Below are 14,501 nucleotides of genomic sequence, written 5' to 3' on the forward strand. Positions count from 1 at the left end.
AGATGGAACAAAAACCGCGGTACATAAAGAGTGTTCCCGCTGGCAGCTTAAAAAAATTTGCGATTGAAAAAAGAGGAGATGAGCTCTCTTCTGCGTTGCGGAAGCGCATTTTTGAGCAATTGACGCTGCACAAGCTCATCTATGATGACATGGAACCGGACCTTGTTATTTCAGTTGGCGGTGACGGTACGCTGCTTCAGGCTTTTCATCGCTATTCTGATCGCTTGAGTAAAACGGCATTTGTAGGGCTGCATACCGGACATTTAGGCTTTTATGCCGATTGGACCGCTGAAGAGGTTGACGGTCTTATTCAATCAGTCATTGAAAAAAGCTTTGATATGGTTGAGTATCCGCTTCTGCGTATTGCCGTTGATTTCATGGACAGTACGCAATCGAAACATTTTTTGGCATTAAATGAATGTACGGTGCGCAGTGTTGAAGGGCTGCTTGTTGCGGATGTGATGATCAAGGGTGAAAAATTTGAGAGTTTTAGAGGAGATGGGCTGTGTTTTTCTACACCGACAGGTTCCACAGCTTACAACAAGGGACTGTCCGGAGCGATTATTCACCCCTCACTTTCTTCAATCCAGTTGACTGAGATCGCATCGATTAATAATCGGGTTTATCGAACGGTGGGCTCACCACTCATAATGCCTGAGCATCACCGTTGTCAGGTCATGCCGGTCATGGACAAATCCTTTACTCTTTCAGTGGATCATTTATCAAGTGTCCATGATCAAGTGAAACAGATTGAATTTGGCGTCGCAGAAGAAAAAATCCGCTTTGCTCGTTTTCGCCGTTTTCCATTTTGGCGCCGCGTACGTGATTCGTTTATTGGCTAGTTATCTAAGATAAGGACGTGAATGAGGAATATATGGTTCCGAATAAAATGGAGAAGCAGTGTTATACCATAGTGAAAACCATGAGTTCTGCTGAACAGGGAATGGTTATGCGCGATTATCTAAAAAAAGAAATCAAAGTATCACGGCGTGCGTTGTCCGCAATTAAATATAAAGGCGGTAAATTACTAGTTGACGGTGAGGAACGTTCCGTGCGTCATGTACTTCAGAAGGGTGAGAAGCTAACCATTGTCTTTCCACCGGAGATGCCGAGTGAGTTTCTTTCCGATGAGTCAATGCCACTCGATATTGTATACGAAGATGATGTTGTCCTCATTGTGAATAAACCGGCAGGAATACCTGTTATTCCATCTCATCAATATCCGTCCGGAACGTTAGCAAACGGCTTGCTGCGTTATTTTAAAGAAGAAAATCTTGCGTCAACCGTCCATATTATTAATCGACTGGATCGCAACACATCCGGCTTGATGTTAGTTGCCAAGCATCGCTTCAGTCATGAGCGCTTTTTTAAGATGCAGAAGAAGAAAGAAATCCATCGCAGATATCTGGCATGTGTCGAGGGAACGGTGCACCAGGATCAGGGTGTAATCGATGCACCGATCGGCCGCCGTGCGGGAAGTGCAATTGAGCGAATGGTCGATTGGCAGAATGGTCGACGGTCAATTACTCATTACAAGGTGCTTGAGCGATATAGTAACTGGACACTCGTCGCCGTGCGGCTGCAGACCGGGAGAACACATCAGATCCGTGTTCATTTCGCATCAATTGGGCATCCGCTTTTGGGTGATGATCTGTATGGTGGAACGTTAGAGCGGATTGAACGACAGGCACTGCATAGTTTTGAAGTCTCCTTTATACATCCGTTTACCGGCGAGCCGATCCATCTGCATAAACAGTGTCCAGACGATATGCAGACACTTCTAGCAAATCCAATCAATCTGGAAACGATCTGAAGCGATCCGAGATTCGCGGCATGGAGGATGGAACAGCAACCAGTTTCATTTCTGGATAGCGTAGTGCGCTCAGCATACCGCCAAACGCGCATCCGGTATCTAAGTTCAACGTATGATTTTTCCAGCGCGGTCTCACCACCGGAGTATGGCCATATACAATCAGAGGTTTACCGTGGTACTGTCTTGCCCAATCGCGCCGTTCAGGAAGTCCATTTGCATCTTTTTTTCCTGTAGTATCACCGTACAGAGCAAAGGATTTCATCGCACTCGTGAGCGGTTTAAATAAATTATTTTCCTGCACGCCTGCATGACAAACAACTAATTGCTGCTGATCGAGGTAAAGAATCAGCGGCGATTTTTTGTAGAGTGCGATAAATTGTTCCGATATCTGTTCACGATGGCGATTGTCCAATTGGTTGAGTTCTTGTACGGTTGTTTCAAGTCCGTGCGCGACCTGTACGTTTCTTCCAATCAGGAGCCGGTACAACTTATTGCAGTGATTGCCGGGAACGTACAAGGCAAGCCCTTGCTCTACTAAATTGGCAACAATTCGGATCATTTCAACGGAAGACGGACCGCGATCCGTGATATCGCCGACAAAAACAAGTGTTCTTTGCTCAGGGTGGATGGGCAGTTGATGTACCCATCGATAACCGAGTTTCTCTGTCAATTGAGTAAATTCTGTGAGACAGCCATGGATATCACCAATCACATCGTACATGTATATCATCCCTCAATTACGTATTCAATACTATTTTTCCCAACTTACTTTAAACGAATCATTGCTGATATTTCTTATCATTTTGCCGCTGACTGCTTGTAAAAAAAACAGCCGCTGACCGCGGCTGTTAGGAAAACATGAACTTTTGTGTTTGCATTCGTACGCTTTGAACAATACCGACACAGATCATGCTGGCAAGCAGCGAACTTCCTCCATAACTTAGAAAAGGCAAGGTGATCCCGGTGACGGGCATGACTTGAATGGTCATGCCGATATTTTCAAATACCTGAAACATGACCATGCCGACGATCCCGGTACAAATATAACTTCCAAATGGGTCGTGCGTTTCAACAGCTGCTTTGATTACTCGGGAAACAAACAGAAAGAACAGCAAGATGACCGTTACCGCGCCAATGAAACCGAAACTCCCGCCAATTACAGCGAATATAAAGTCATTATAGGACTCAGGCAAGGTAATTGACGAGTTAAACCGGTAATTGAAAAATTCTCCGGAACCAATGGATTTAAGAGACTGGATCAACTGGTAGCCTACATCAGAAGAATAACGCTGCGGATCCTGCCAAGCTAAAAAACGATCCTTTTGGTGCGATTTAAGGAAAATATTAATGATTTCAGGAAAGTGGAACCAGCTGATGGCGAAAAAAGCTAATCCACAGATAATCGATGCAAAAATGCCTAAAATCAGTTTCCAATTGATGCCGCTGACCGAGGTCATGGAAACGATGATACTGAACATGACGAGTGCGGTTCCAAGGTCCGGCTGAGCAAAGACCAGCATAAAAGGAGGAAAGGATACAAGCGCAATTTTGCCGAGCAGCAGCATGTCCTCCCTTAGTCCTCGAATCGAATATTCTTCATTATGTTTATCAATCGTTGTAGCTATGGATACAATCATAAATAATTTCATGAACTCGGAAGGCTGCAGCTGTCCGATACCGGGGAGCGCATACCAGCTCATGGCTCCGTGAGACTTATCGACCATTGGAATCGGCACACCCAGTTGGGCGAAGGTGAGACCTAAAAGCAGTGTCATTCCGATTCCATAAAAAATCCAGTGCATCCGTTTCAGACGATCATAATCAAAGAACATGATACCAATAGCAATGAATATGCTGACAATGTACCATGCAATTTGACGGTGAGCCATGCTTAGAGCAGGCGCACCGGATTTGAGCGGAGCCATAGAGATTGATAAATAGCTGATGCAGGCGAACAAGAAAATGATAAAAAACAACGTATAATCTATTTTTGCAAGGGAATCTCTGTTCAACATGAGTCTGTCCTTCTTCTGAAAAAAGTTTCGTGGAGGTAACTTATAGTAATACATCGGTAATACTTAATCATGATAGCGTAAAGCATGAAAAAAAGAAACATTTAGATGGATCAAGTAAAATGCAGATATACTGTATTTCTGAATGCAAGGGCTATACAAGTATTCGATTATACATTCTCTTTTTTAGCGGATTTTGAGAATCAATGACTGCAGACCTAAGCATGAAAGGACGCAGGCGTTCTTTCATGATATAATAGCCATTGGATTGACGTGATCTATAGGGAGGATTGGACATGGAATTAACGCTTAAAGGGCGTACATATGTAGTTATGGGTGTTGCTAATAAACGCAGCATCGCATGGGGTATTGCGCAGGCACTTGATCGTGCCGGAGCTAGACTCATTTTTACGTACAATAACGAACGCTTTCGCGAATCTGTGGAAAAGCTGGCGGCAACACTTGATGGGAAGGACAGTCTTTTCTATTCGTGTGACGTCACGATTGACGAAGAGATCAAAGCGACATTTGCAAAAATTAAAGAAGATGTCGGCAAAATTGACGGACTTGCTCATTGCATCGCCTTCGCCAAAAAGGAAGAACTTGACGGCGACTATATGAACACGACGCGTGACGGTTTTCTGCTTGCGCAGAATGTCAGTGCCTATTCATTAACTGCTGTGCTTAAAGAAGCAAAAGGCTTGATGACTGAGGGTGGAAGCGTTGTCACTATGACCTATCTCGGCGGCGAACGCGTTGTTAGAAACTATAATGTTATGGGTGTAGCAAAAGCCAGCTTGGATGCAAGTGTAAAGTATTTGGCAAATGATCTTGGCAAGGATAATATTCGTGTGAACGGCATTTCTGCCGGACCGATCCGTACACTTTCGGCAAAAGGAATTTCTGATTTCAATGGTGTTTTGAAGGTTATTGAGGAGAAAGCACCGCTTCGCCGTTCGATTAGTCCTGAAGATGTCGGCAATACCGCACTTTTCCTATTCAGCGATCTTTCTAAGAATATTACCGGTGAAACCATTCATGTTGATGCAGGATTCAACATCATTAGCATCTGAATAGCTTCATGACTTTGCATTGGGCGAATTCATGATTACCTTAAATTTCACTTTCTTATTTGTGGAACAGAAAAAAACGGTATCCGTTTCTCTATAGAGAGAATGGGTACCGTTTTTTCTTTCTTTAATTGTTTTTTGGCCGCCAAGTGACGTGACCGCAAGTACTGCAACTGCTTTTTCTTTTCTTCGGGGCTTCAAAAAAATCATCAGCTTTGTTTTTTTGCTGATTATCATGAATTTGTTCATCAGCTTCTTCTCTACTCACCGAACGCATCTCCTTTTTCTTTGTCCTTCATCATTTTATTCAGAATGCGGCGGATCGTATGGGCGATCATCGCTGTTAATATGGAAAGGATCAATTTCGACGGAATGCAGATCATCCTCCTCATGATGAAAAGGATGGATCGATTCACTGCTTGATTCTGGGTCTTGTTCATCAAATGCAGGGGAAATCTGGTCATCGATCTGAGGCTGTTTTTCTGCTAGCTGCTTCTGTTCTGGATGAGATGCAGTTTTTTTCTTACTCGGCCATGTCGGCCATTTTACGTGCCGAATAGAACTTAGCTTTTGCTTTTCTCCCTGAACTTCATGATTGTTATTCAAGCCGTTCACCTCCTATATTATTTAGGCGACCATCCGTACCTTTTGCTTCAAGAGAAAAATTATTACGGATGATCATCGTCACTAGTTGAACAGTTCCCTGAACTTTTCTAGTTATCCGCACAAAAAATGGGCAGTCATAATTGTGCCAATCCCCGTGCCATACCCATACTATGTAGGGAAACAACCAACCATGTTTTTTTACATTTGACAGAAAGGAAGGTTTTAAATGGGAAGTAAACTAATCTCCAAGCCAAAAAGCAGGCTTAAGGATGAATGTATCAGAGTTCCCAAGGTCTACGACTGGGTTACGGACAAAATCGGTACAAAATTAAAACTTCAGTTTACTGAAGCGCAGCTTGAAGACATTGAATGCGCTTTGGCCGACCCAAGTAGAAGACCACTGCGCGTAGTGGTTAAAACACCGAAAACTCCGCCTTTATTTCCGCTCGACAATAGTGAGGTAAAAAAAGGTGAGCATAAAGATTTCTTTTGCGAGCAGGTTGGCGGCAAACAATCTGTAGAAGGACATCTTTATGGGCAAGAAGTGAGTGCTCAGCTTGTCACTATTCTGTTCACGGCAACAATTACTGTTCTTGTTGTCGACAGAGAGGGAGAAGTGGTCACTAAACTGAAAACGGATGTCAGCGCTCTTGAGCCGTTTGCGCTTTGCTATCCGAAAGGAACGGATCTTCTTTGCAGAGTATCGAAAATCTCAGCACGCATTCTAGATAATGCGGTTATTCTCAATGGACCGTTCCCGCCATTTATTAGACTGAAAGTATTCTTCTGTGCTGATATTCAGGTTGAGGCAGAGGTTAAACTGTCTGTTCAGGCTAAATTCTGCAAACCGCGTGGCAATGATATCCGCGTAGATGATCCGGATTACGATGATCCGTGCCCGACACCTGATTTTCCAGAAGAATGCGATGATATCTTCCCAAGGAAGCATCATACGGTCAGTGCACGAGGAGAAGCATCCGGTCCCGTAACTGATGAATGTGAGTACGATGGCCGTGCAGCGATCAAAGTCGCAATTGACAGTGATGATCTTGATGAAAGCAGTCTAAAATTCAAATACAAAGACCTTGATGATGACAAGCATGATAAGGACTTTACATTTGAGGCTGACCGCTTTGATCCTTCTTCACTTGATGCTTTTGAAAAGAATGGCTATTCTATTCTAAAAATTTCCGGCGTCGGTCATGCCGATGATAAAGAAGTAGGATTTGAACTTGATCTGGCTGATGGAAACGGTCAAGATAAATTCAGTCTGAAGCTTATTAATAAAAAGAGTGGAAAAGTAACATTTGCGACTGGATTGGTCGAAGTAGACGAAGGAAATATCAAAATAAATCTCGGCTAAGCATGATTGGACGTAGGGAGTGATTTGTTCACTCTCTATTTTTTTTATTTACTTTTCTTCAAAACTGACACATTGAGTAGAAAAAAAGATGGGCAAGCAATGGACGAGCTATTCCTTCATATACTGGTTTCAGTGATGACATTTTTCGGGAGGCGCCAGTCATGACCAGCCAAAAGGACATGTTAACAATAGCTTCATTGGAAGACAGGCAGAAATTTTATCGGAATAAGGCGCTAAAATTGGAGCAAAGCATGATCTTCGCCAAGGAAGAAGTTGCACAGTTAAAAAAAGAGCTGGATGAAAAAACAGCAAAAACAAAAGCAGTTGACAAGAGTTATGAGAAGCTCAAGCACCAACTATCCAGCTTGAACAAGGATTATGAGACTCTGAAACAGCATGAACAAGAGATTCAGGAAAAGCTTGATTCCGCTGAAGCAACCATTGAAATGATGAAGCAGAATCAGCGGTCGAAATCTGATTTATCAAGTGATGAATATCATCGCCGTGTCCAAGGTTATGAACGCTTGCTTGGTGAAGTGCAAACAGAAATTAATGATAAAAACAGACGAATTGAAGCCTATGAAAAACGGCTGGCAATACTGGAACATCGGTTAAAAAACGAGCGCAAACGAACAGAGACGCTTCCCGTTCCAAATGCGGACAGTCATCATCCAGTAAAATACGGAGCTGTTTCCTATATTAATTACGTTTGGATTCTGAGCGGGAAGAAAAGTTTGATTCAAGGGGATGTGCTCATTGAAAATACAGGCTCGCTGCCTCTGGATACGCCGACAATCTGCTTCCGTTTTCATCCGGGAGATATTGCTGCACTAAAAGGGCATGTCGTTCACGAAGAAGATTTGCCTTTAGCGGAAGGCGAACAAGAAGAAAATGTTTGGGTAATTTTGGACACGGAGGATGGGAGCGAGAAGAATGAGTCTGGGGAAATATGGGTGAGGCCATCTGATTCACTCGTTATAAACCCAAAGCAATCGACGGCGTTTACTAATTTTCAAATACCTATTGATCACAGCTACTTGGATTCTGTACGCATTGAGTGCTTTGTTTTCTTTGGAGACAATGTGTATAAGGTCAGGTGCGGTAATGAAATTGTTGTGAACACATCGTTTCATGAGCAGAAAAGTGATATCGACTGAATGGCATAGGATATGATGGTCATTTGGCATTTGCAGGTGAGTCTAGAGCCAGCAAATTTTGGAATAGTTATACACCTTTTGGGGTTTAAGAATGTATCCTTTGAAGGAACAGCCCGTCCTCATTTCGCCATTCGGCGATCATGATTTGACTTGGCTCCTCAATGGAGCGTTTTTTCAGCTCGTCAATTAGCCACGCTTCTGTTTTACCGATTAAAGGCAAATTTTTCTCAATAATCGTTCCGTCACTGATTAATGTGATTGGAAGAGATACCGCTTCGTCAGCGAGTTTCAAATCTTTGCGCTTTGTTTGTTCATATTCTGATTTTCGAATAACGGAGATTTTACCGTTCGGCTCCAGTATAGCAAATTCAATTTCACGCAACGAGAAAATATCCCGATCCCGTAGAAGCATTTGCAGATGATTCATGTCGATACGGTTTTTTTTCATTATTTTCCGATCTATTTGCCCCTTATTGATTATTAAGGCGGGCTGACTCTCGAAGAAACCGCGTGATTGATGGTATTTCAATGTAATAATATCAATAAGATAAATCAAAATCCCCCAAAACAGAATCGTAAAAATAACCTTGAAAACATGAGTTTGCGGATCATAGATTGCATCGCTGACAAAATCACCAACAACGATCATTGAAATGAAGTCAAAGGGAGTCGACTCAGACATTGATGCCCGGCCCATAACTTTTGTAAGAAGAAGCAGGGCGAACAATCCGACACTTAATTCAATGCAAATGGAGATAAATTCCTTCATGGGCGCATACCACCTTCCGGATTCAGCTGTCATGCTGACAACAAAGCTCATTTAGTTTTAGAGAAAGCAACAGATTTTATACGATTACGGAAGAAAAAATGATCTCAAAATAAATAGTGCACGTGTCTTGTGAATAAAAAGAAAATCAAGGTTCTCATACAGAAATAGAGCCGTTTTTAGCTCGTCCTTGCTTGGACAGGGTGATTACGCTATGATAACGTTGCAGTCTCTCGATGAGCGAGCAAACCATTTTGACGTGCTTTTTACAACACTTTTGTGACTTTGTCAGTCTTCCGTCATTTCTTTTTGTTCTTCAGCATAAAATGAAAGAAGGCGGATTACGCAATTTTGGGCGTTCAGCAGTATAGATCAGCCTATTGCGACTGTTTTGGTGCTTTCTTTAATAATCCTAATGAATGATCTGCGCCTTATACGTTCTTTTCGGTCGTATTTTGTTTTGGAGCGGCTGAATCAGCCGTATGCAAAAATTCAATAATGAACAGAATGACGAGTCTTGATCTGTCTTTGGAAGGAGAAAAGATGAATGAATGAACAACCTTTTTCAAAAAGCATGACCTACGCACCGGGGCTGCCGAAGGGTGCTACCTTTTATTCGGCACATAAAAAAAGAGTGACGTCTCAGGCCATTGCCAATGCTGTTGAAGCAGCTTTGGCCGAGCGTGGTGTCACCGTTGAGGACATTGCTGAAATCGTTTTGGATTTACAGAAGCCATTTATGTCCGGATTGACGATTGATACATGTGTGGAGAATGTTCAAGGGGTACTTGCCAAAAGAGAGTTGCAGCATGCAATCCTCGTAGGAATAGAACTGGATCGTCTTGCCGAAAAAAAACTGTTGTCTGAACCTTTGCAGTCACTTGTTGATCAGGATGAAGGCTTGTTCGGCGTAGATGAAACGATTGCGCTTGGTGCTGTGTCCAGTTTCGGCAGTATTGCAGCTACGACTTTTGGCTATTTGGATAAAGTGAAGCCTAAAATCATCGGCCGACTGGATCTTGAAAAAGAGGGCAAAGTCAACACATTCCTTGATGATTTGATTGCAAGCATTGCAGCGGACGCTTCGAGCCGACTTGCACATCGAGTAAGAGATGACGAAGAAAAACGTGTTTCGCAATCTAATAGAAAATAAGCGGATCCGGATCTCTTGGATCCGCTTATTTGATGATATAATGTATTAAACGGATTTTTAATACAAAAAGAAAACGCAAAAGAGTAAGAAATTAGCGGGTGCCTAGTATAAGAAAAGAGAAGAAGAACTTCGAAGAAACTTCCGCTAACTGCGTGCATGTCGTTGTACATAATGTGGGAGTTCAGCCGGTGTCCAAGGACTCGGCAAGAAAATTTTTTCTTTATGAGGTAACGTAATTAACTGATGAGGTGCTGAATATGACCTGTTTTCTTGTGCTACATGGGCTTGGCGGCAGTACGAGCGGACATTGGCAAGAGTGGCTGACTAAAGAATTGAAAAAAAGGGGAGAGCGTGTCTGGTTTCCTCAATTTCCTCAGTGGGATCATCCGGTAAGAGAAAGTTGGATCAACTGTCTTGAAGAGACCATAGATGAGATTCCTAAAGATGAACCCTTGGTAGTGGTGACACATAGTCTGGGCTGTATCCTTTGGATCCATTATGCATCACAGCATAACGCAAGAAAGGTCGATCGAGTAATCATGGTCTGTCCGCCATCTGAGCATTTGGACAACCCAGAAATTCAAAACTTTTTTCCGCTTCCAAAAGATAAAGCTTCATTACCGAGCATTGCAAAGAAAACATTACTAATTTTATCAACCAATGACCGCTTTCTGCCCCAAGAGGAAATGAAACAGTATTTTGACTTTCATGTGCCTTGTTTGATTTTTCCTGAGCAAGGGCATATTAATATCCAATCAGGGTACGGACCATGGCCGTGGATACTTCGTTTTTGCTTAGAAGATGCTGCATATTGGCCATGCACAACGGTTTGAGAAAAAATAAGCCAGAGGCGGAAGCCCTCTGGCTTATTTCATATATGAGTTATCTTTCAAATACCTTTTGTAAGCAATCTCGAGCTCGGTTAAGGAGAGCTCATAGAGTTGATGATTTTTAAATTTAAAAATCCCATGATCCAGCATCTTGCCGATGAGATTATTCTTCTTCTCTTCGTAATTTTTTGTGAGTGTATCAGTCATCACCCACACCTCTTGTCTTTTATAAAAATATTCGATCACACGTGAGCAGGTAAAGAAATTTATTTATGCATTTTGGACACGCCTTAATAGTTCAAGTGCCTCATTACCGCTGACCATAATTAATTCTTCCAGTAATTCGTCACGTTTCAGATCAAGCTGAATAATGCGTTTTGCTAAACTTGCCGCTTTTTCCTGTTCCATTGAGAAGCCTCCTATAGCCATTCGTCGTACATAACCCATCTATTAGTTTAAACGGGATGAATTATTTCGTCCATTCATTTGTCATTAATTCTCACATGCCGATTGATGTATGGGAAATAATGATGTAATATTATCTTACAAAATTGTTTCGTGATTAATGAGTCATGTTGGTTGCGAAGAGAGGATGATAAATGAATGGCGACGCATTCTCCAAAAGACGCTTATTTGTACAAGAAAGTCATCACGATCGGAACTGTTTGTGAACTTACAGGTCTCAGCGAACGTCAAATCCGTTATTATGAAAAAAGAAAATTGATTTTTCCTGAACGAACAGAGCGAGGAAACCGAAAGTATTCTTTTTCAGATGTGGAAGCGCTTATGGATATAGCCAATAAAATGGAAGACGGTATGCAGACTTCCGAACTACGTAAAGAAATGCAGAAAAAAGAGAGCAAGCGTTATGATAATAAGCTGAGGGAACGCATGATCCGCGGACAATTGAATGCGTACTTTAACAAAAGAGATTAATGAATCTTGAATTAATCTGGATCCGGCAGCGATGCCGGATCTTTTTGTATTTATAAACAGAATTCCTATGGCCGGAAAGTCTTGAGAAAGCGAAAAAATTGAATTTAGGTCAGTAAGGCCAATGGATTTCATGAGCTTTGTCACAAAACAGAAAAAAATGCGCCATATTTTGTTCACAAAATTGTCATTAGCTAAGAGGGAAAGTATGCTATGGAAGTTGTAAAGTAAGAAGTGGAATGTGACATCTGTTACACTTTTGTACATTTAAACCCGATTGAAGAAGTCGGGAATGTGATTTATGTCCTATAGATAAATGGTGGCATCAATGAAAAGTCACCAACTTGAAAAGAGGAGAGAGTATGGACGTATTGAGTTTAGCGAGATTTCAGTATGCGGCAACAACAATTTTCCACTTCTTTTTTGTTCCTTTGTCCATCGGCCTCGTGCTGATTGTGTCAATTATGGAAACGATGTATGTTGTCAAGAATAATGAAATTTACAAGAAAATGACTCAATTTTGGGGGAAGTTCTTTTTAATTAACTTTGCGATTGGGGTTGTGACAGGAATTCTGCAGGAGTTCCAATTTGGAATGAACTGGTCCGAATACTCGCGATTTATGGGCGATGTCTTCGGAGCGCCTCTTGCAATTGAAGCATTGCTTGCTTTCTTTATGGAGTCAACATTTATCGGACTGTGGCTGTTCGGGTGGGACAGACTGTCGAAAAAGGTTCATCTTACCTGCATTTGGCTGGTTACGGCTGGAACGAGTTTATCAGCCCTTTGGATTCTGACTGCCAATTCATTTATGCAGCATCCGGTTGGCTTTCATATCAACAATGGAAGAGCGGAAATGAATGATTTCTTGGCACTTTTAACAAATCCTCAATTATGGGTTGAATTCCCGCATACTATTTTCGGTTCATTTGCCACCGGCGCTTTCGTTGTTGCCGGTATCAGTGCGATTGCATTGCTGAAAAGAAATCATGTGGATTTCTATTTAAAATCATTTAAAATTGCCATAATGATCGGGCTCGTGTCAGGAGTTCTGCTTGCGCTTGTCGGACATTCACAGGCACAGTATCTAGTAAAAACGCAACCAATGAAAATGGCCGCAAGTGAAGGGACCTGGCAGAATACAAGCGATCCTGCTCCGTGGACCGTTATTGCGAAGATCGATACGAAAAACCATAAAAATACAGGAGAAATAAAGATTCCTTACTTGCTGAGTTTCCTTTCGTACGGAAAATTCAGCGGAAGCGTAGAGGGGATCGAAAGTCTTCAAAAGGCATATGTGGAAAAATATGGTCCAGGGAATTATATTCCGCCTGTGAAAACAACTTTTTGGACGTTCCGCATCATGACGGTTATGGGTGGACTGCTCTGTCTGCTCGGCATTGTCGGCGCGTTCCTTGTCTGGAAAAAGAAACTCCTGAATAATAAATGGTTCTTACGCACCATGGTCGCAGCAATCGCTATCCCTTTTATCGGCAGCACAACCGGATGGCTAATGACGGAGATTGGCCGTCAGCCGTGGACTGTGTTTGGCTTTATGCAAACGGCTGCCAGTGTGTCGCCCAATGTGTCGGCAGGAGAACTGCTATTCTCGATCATTGCGTTTATGAGCATGTACTCAATTATGGCCATCGTCATGGTTTACCTGTTTGTACGCACGTTTAAAGAAGGACCTTCACTCGATAATAAAATGACGATTCAATCAAACGATCCGTTTGACGGGGAGGGATATCACGTTGTTACTGAATGAATTGTGGTTTCTTCTAATTGCTGTCTTGTTTATTGGCTTCTTTTTCCTTGAAGGCTATGATTTCGGTGTCGGCATGGCTACGCGGTTTGTCGCACGTAATGAAACAGAGCGGCGTATGTTGATTAACACGATCGGGCCGTTTTGGGACGCAAATGAAGTATGGATGATTACAGCGGGCGGTGCGATGTTCGCCGCTTTTCCGAACTGGTATGCGACCTTGTTCAGCGGATTTTATGTTCCGCTCGTTTTCCTCCTGCTGCTCTTGATTGCGCGAGGAACTGCGTTTGAGTACAGAGCGAAGGTCGCTCACCCAAAATGGTCAGGCACTTGGGATTGGGCGATCTTTATCGCCAGCCTGCTCTGCCCATTCTTATGGGGAGTCGTTTTTTCATCGCTCGTTTATGGACTTCCGATTGATAAAAATATGAATATGTATGCAACCTTTACGAGCATTGTTAATCCGTACACGGCTCTTGGCGGAGTATTGATCACACTTTTGTGCCTCTATCATGGGCTCGTCTTTATTTGCCTAAGGACGACGAATGATATTCAAGAGCGCACGCGTGACTTGGCTAAAAAAATAGTTTGGATACTGGCAGTTGCCGCAATTGTTTTTGTTGTGGTTACATTCTTTGTCACTGATCTGTTTGCGAAACGCGGTGTGTTCCTGTATCCGATCTATGCGTTGGACGTCGTTCTGCTGGTTTTGTCGGCATTTTTCTTAAGTAAGAAGCGTGACGGATGGGCATTCGGAATGAACGCTGGAGTTATTGTTCTGACAATCAGTTCATTGTTTATTGGTTTGTTCCCAAGACTGATGATCAGCAACATCAAGACTTCCTATGATTTAACCGTGTACAATTCAGCATCAGGTTCCTACTCACTAACTGTTATGACCATTGTTGCGGTTACATTGCTTCCGTTTGTTCTCGGCTATTCGATTTGGAGTTATTATGTATTTAGAAAGAGAGTTTCGAAAGAAGAACATATGGAATACTAAGAGAAAGTAAGGAAAGGATGTGGGCGCTTGGC

17 protein-coding genes are annotated in these 14,501 nt (G+C 42.5%); 10 read left to right on the top strand and 7 right to left on the bottom strand.

The window, feature by feature from the left end:
* The first annotated feature begins 2 nt into the window (after window positions 1–2).
* Complete coding sequence (locus AC6F33_RS06510; RefSeq protein ID WP_500778139.1) at window positions 3–842, top strand: NAD kinase; 840 nt, start codon at window positions 3–5, stop codon at window positions 840–842.
* 32 nt (window positions 843–874) lie between these two features.
* The gene (locus AC6F33_RS06515) at window positions 875–1,813 is read left to right on the top strand and encodes an RluA family pseudouridine synthase (RefSeq protein ID WP_255749637.1); all 939 of its coding nucleotides are present in this window, start codon (window positions 875–877) and stop codon (window positions 1,811–1,813) included.
* Here the strand turns inward: AC6F33_RS06515 and prpE are convergent.
* Both prpE and AC6F33_RS06525 read right to left on the bottom strand, forming a co-directional pair.
* On the bottom strand, window positions 1,794–2,534 hold the full coding sequence (gene prpE, locus AC6F33_RS06520; RefSeq protein ID WP_480947495.1) for a bis(5'-nucleosyl)-tetraphosphatase PrpE: 741 nt from the start codon (window positions 2,532–2,534) through the stop codon (window positions 1,794–1,796). The two genes, AC6F33_RS06515 and prpE, sit on opposite strands and share 20 nt — an antisense overlap.
* A 127-nt stretch (window positions 2,535–2,661) precedes the next feature.
* Window positions 2,662–3,828: an FtsW/RodA/SpoVE family cell cycle protein gene (locus AC6F33_RS06525; protein WP_255749635.1), complete on the bottom strand. Its 1,167-nt coding sequence runs from the start codon at window positions 3,826–3,828 to the stop codon at window positions 2,662–2,664.
* A gap of 293 nt (window positions 3,829–4,121) precedes the next feature.
* Here AC6F33_RS06525 and fabI point away from each other — a divergent pair, with 293 nt between their 5' ends.
* A complete protein-coding gene (gene fabI / locus AC6F33_RS06530) occupies window positions 4,122–4,898 on the top strand; it encodes an enoyl-ACP reductase FabI (RefSeq protein ID WP_255749634.1) in 777 nt (258 codons plus the stop codon).
* A 6-nt stretch (window positions 4,899–4,904) separates the two neighbouring features.
* On the opposite strand, the gene AC6F33_RS06535 is transcribed toward fabI, so the two are convergent.
* Together AC6F33_RS06535 and AC6F33_RS06540 are read right to left on the bottom strand one after the other, a co-directional pair.
* A complete protein-coding gene (locus tag AC6F33_RS06535) occupies window positions 4,905–5,144 on the bottom strand; it encodes a hypothetical protein (RefSeq protein WP_255749633.1) in 240 nt (79 codons plus the stop codon).
* A 54-nt stretch (window positions 5,145–5,198) separates the two neighbouring features.
* Complete coding sequence (locus tag AC6F33_RS06540) at window positions 5,199–5,501, bottom strand: hypothetical protein (RefSeq protein WP_255749632.1); 303 nt, start codon at window positions 5,499–5,501, stop codon at window positions 5,199–5,201.
* 226 nt (window positions 5,502–5,727) lie between these two features.
* On the opposite strand from AC6F33_RS06540, the gene AC6F33_RS06545 reads away from it, so the two are divergent.
* Window positions 5,728–6,864, top strand: coding sequence for a BMQ_0737 family morphogenetic spore coat protein (locus AC6F33_RS06545; RefSeq protein WP_480947492.1), 1,137 nt, complete (start codon window positions 5,728–5,730; stop codon window positions 6,862–6,864).
* A gap of 161 nt (window positions 6,865–7,025) precedes the next feature.
* A complete protein-coding gene (locus AC6F33_RS06550; protein WP_480947491.1) occupies window positions 7,026–8,021 on the top strand; it encodes a hypothetical protein in 996 nt (331 codons plus the stop codon).
* Between the two features lie 85 nt (window positions 8,022–8,106).
* On the opposite strand, the gene AC6F33_RS06555 is transcribed toward AC6F33_RS06550, so the two are convergent.
* Window positions 8,107–8,790, bottom strand: a complete 684-nt coding sequence (locus AC6F33_RS06555; protein ID WP_480947490.1) for a DUF421 domain-containing protein — start codon at window positions 8,788–8,790, stop codon at window positions 8,107–8,109.
* Between the two features lie 544 nt (window positions 8,791–9,334).
* On the opposite strand from AC6F33_RS06555, the gene AC6F33_RS06560 reads away from it, so the two are divergent.
* Both AC6F33_RS06560 and AC6F33_RS06565 read left to right on the top strand, forming a co-directional pair.
* Window positions 9,335–9,940, top strand: a complete 606-nt coding sequence (locus AC6F33_RS06560) for a phosphatidylglycerophosphatase A family protein (protein ID WP_255749628.1) — start codon at window positions 9,335–9,337, stop codon at window positions 9,938–9,940.
* A 257-nt stretch (window positions 9,941–10,197) separates the two neighbouring features.
* Complete coding sequence (locus AC6F33_RS06565; RefSeq protein ID WP_255749627.1) at window positions 10,198–10,773, top strand: RBBP9/YdeN family alpha/beta hydrolase; 576 nt, start codon at window positions 10,198–10,200, stop codon at window positions 10,771–10,773.
* Window positions 10,774–10,806: 33 nt separating this feature from the next.
* Here the strand turns inward: AC6F33_RS06565 and AC6F33_RS06570 are convergent, their stop codons facing one another.
* Both AC6F33_RS06570 and ykzB read right to left on the bottom strand, forming a co-directional pair.
* Window positions 10,807–10,977, bottom strand: coding sequence for a Fur-regulated basic protein FbpA (locus AC6F33_RS06570; protein WP_255749626.1), 171 nt, complete (start codon window positions 10,975–10,977; stop codon window positions 10,807–10,809).
* 63 nt (window positions 10,978–11,040) lie between these two features.
* Window positions 11,041–11,178 (bottom strand): protein YkzB, encoded by a 138-nt coding sequence (gene ykzB / locus AC6F33_RS06575; protein ID WP_255749625.1) that lies wholly within the window; start codon window positions 11,176–11,178, stop codon window positions 11,041–11,043.
* 195 nt (window positions 11,179–11,373) lie between these two features.
* Here ykzB and AC6F33_RS06580 point away from each other — a divergent pair, with 195 nt between their 5' ends.
* From AC6F33_RS06580 to cydB, 3 genes are all read left to right on the top strand, one after another.
* The gene (locus AC6F33_RS06580; protein WP_255749624.1) at window positions 11,374–11,706 is read left to right on the top strand and encodes a MerR family transcriptional regulator; all 333 of its coding nucleotides are present in this window, start codon (window positions 11,374–11,376) and stop codon (window positions 11,704–11,706) included.
* A gap of 359 nt (window positions 11,707–12,065) precedes the next feature.
* Window positions 12,066–13,469: a cytochrome ubiquinol oxidase subunit I gene (locus AC6F33_RS06585; protein ID WP_255749623.1), complete on the top strand. Its 1,404-nt coding sequence runs from the start codon at window positions 12,066–12,068 to the stop codon at window positions 13,467–13,469.
* Window positions 13,456–14,469, top strand: a complete 1,014-nt coding sequence (cydB, locus tag AC6F33_RS06590) for a cytochrome d ubiquinol oxidase subunit II (RefSeq protein WP_255749622.1) — start codon at window positions 13,456–13,458, stop codon at window positions 14,467–14,469. Before AC6F33_RS06585 ends, cydB begins: the two co-directional genes overlap by 14 nt.
* Window positions 14,470–14,501: the final 32 nt, after the last annotated feature.

The sequence above is a fragment of the Sporolactobacillus sp. BBK16-2 genome (assembly GCF_059878335.1).

Bases quoted from the DNA above. Each gene is read 5' to 3' on its own strand.
- AC6F33_RS06525 (WP_255749635.1), bottom strand. From the start codon at position 3,828: ATGTTGAACAGAGATTCCCTTGCAAAAATAGATTATACGTTGTTTTTT.
- fabI (WP_255749634.1), top strand. From the start codon at position 4,122: ATGGAATTAACGCTTAAAGGGCGTACATATGTAGTTATGGGTGTTGCT.
- AC6F33_RS06560 (WP_255749628.1), top strand. From the start codon at position 9,335: ATGAATGAACAACCTTTTTCAAAAAGCATGACCTACGCACCGGGGCTG.
- ykzB (WP_255749625.1), bottom strand. From the start codon at position 11,178: ATGGAACAGGAAAAAGCGGCAAGTTTAGCAAAACGCATTATTCAGCTT.
- AC6F33_RS06585 (WP_255749623.1), top strand. From the start codon at position 12,066: ATGGACGTATTGAGTTTAGCGAGATTTCAGTATGCGGCAACAACAATT.
- AC6F33_RS06570 (WP_255749626.1), bottom strand. From the start codon at position 10,977: ATGACTGATACACTCACAAAAAATTACGAAGAGAAGAAGAATAATCTC.
- AC6F33_RS06580 (WP_255749624.1), top strand. From the start codon at position 11,374: ATGGCGACGCATTCTCCAAAAGACGCTTATTTGTACAAGAAAGTCATC.
- AC6F33_RS06510 (WP_500778139.1), top strand. From the start codon at position 3: ATGGAACAAAAACCGCGGTACATAAAGAGTGTTCCCGCTGGCAGCTTA.
- AC6F33_RS06545 (WP_480947492.1), top strand. From the start codon at position 5,728: ATGGGAAGTAAACTAATCTCCAAGCCAAAAAGCAGGCTTAAGGATGAA.
- AC6F33_RS06555 (WP_480947490.1), bottom strand. From the start codon at position 8,790: ATGAAGGAATTTATCTCCATTTGCATTGAATTAAGTGTCGGATTGTTC.
- AC6F33_RS06565 (WP_255749627.1), top strand. From the start codon at position 10,198: ATGACCTGTTTTCTTGTGCTACATGGGCTTGGCGGCAGTACGAGCGGA.
- prpE (WP_480947495.1), bottom strand. From the start codon at position 2,534: ATGTACGATGTGATTGGTGATATCCATGGCTGTCTCACAGAATTTACT.
- AC6F33_RS06550 (WP_480947491.1), top strand. From the start codon at position 7,026: ATGACCAGCCAAAAGGACATGTTAACAATAGCTTCATTGGAAGACAGG.
- AC6F33_RS06535 (WP_255749633.1), bottom strand. From the start codon at position 5,144: ATGAACAAATTCATGATAATCAGCAAAAAAACAAAGCTGATGATTTTT.
- AC6F33_RS06515 (WP_255749637.1), top strand. From the start codon at position 875: ATGGTTCCGAATAAAATGGAGAAGCAGTGTTATACCATAGTGAAAACC.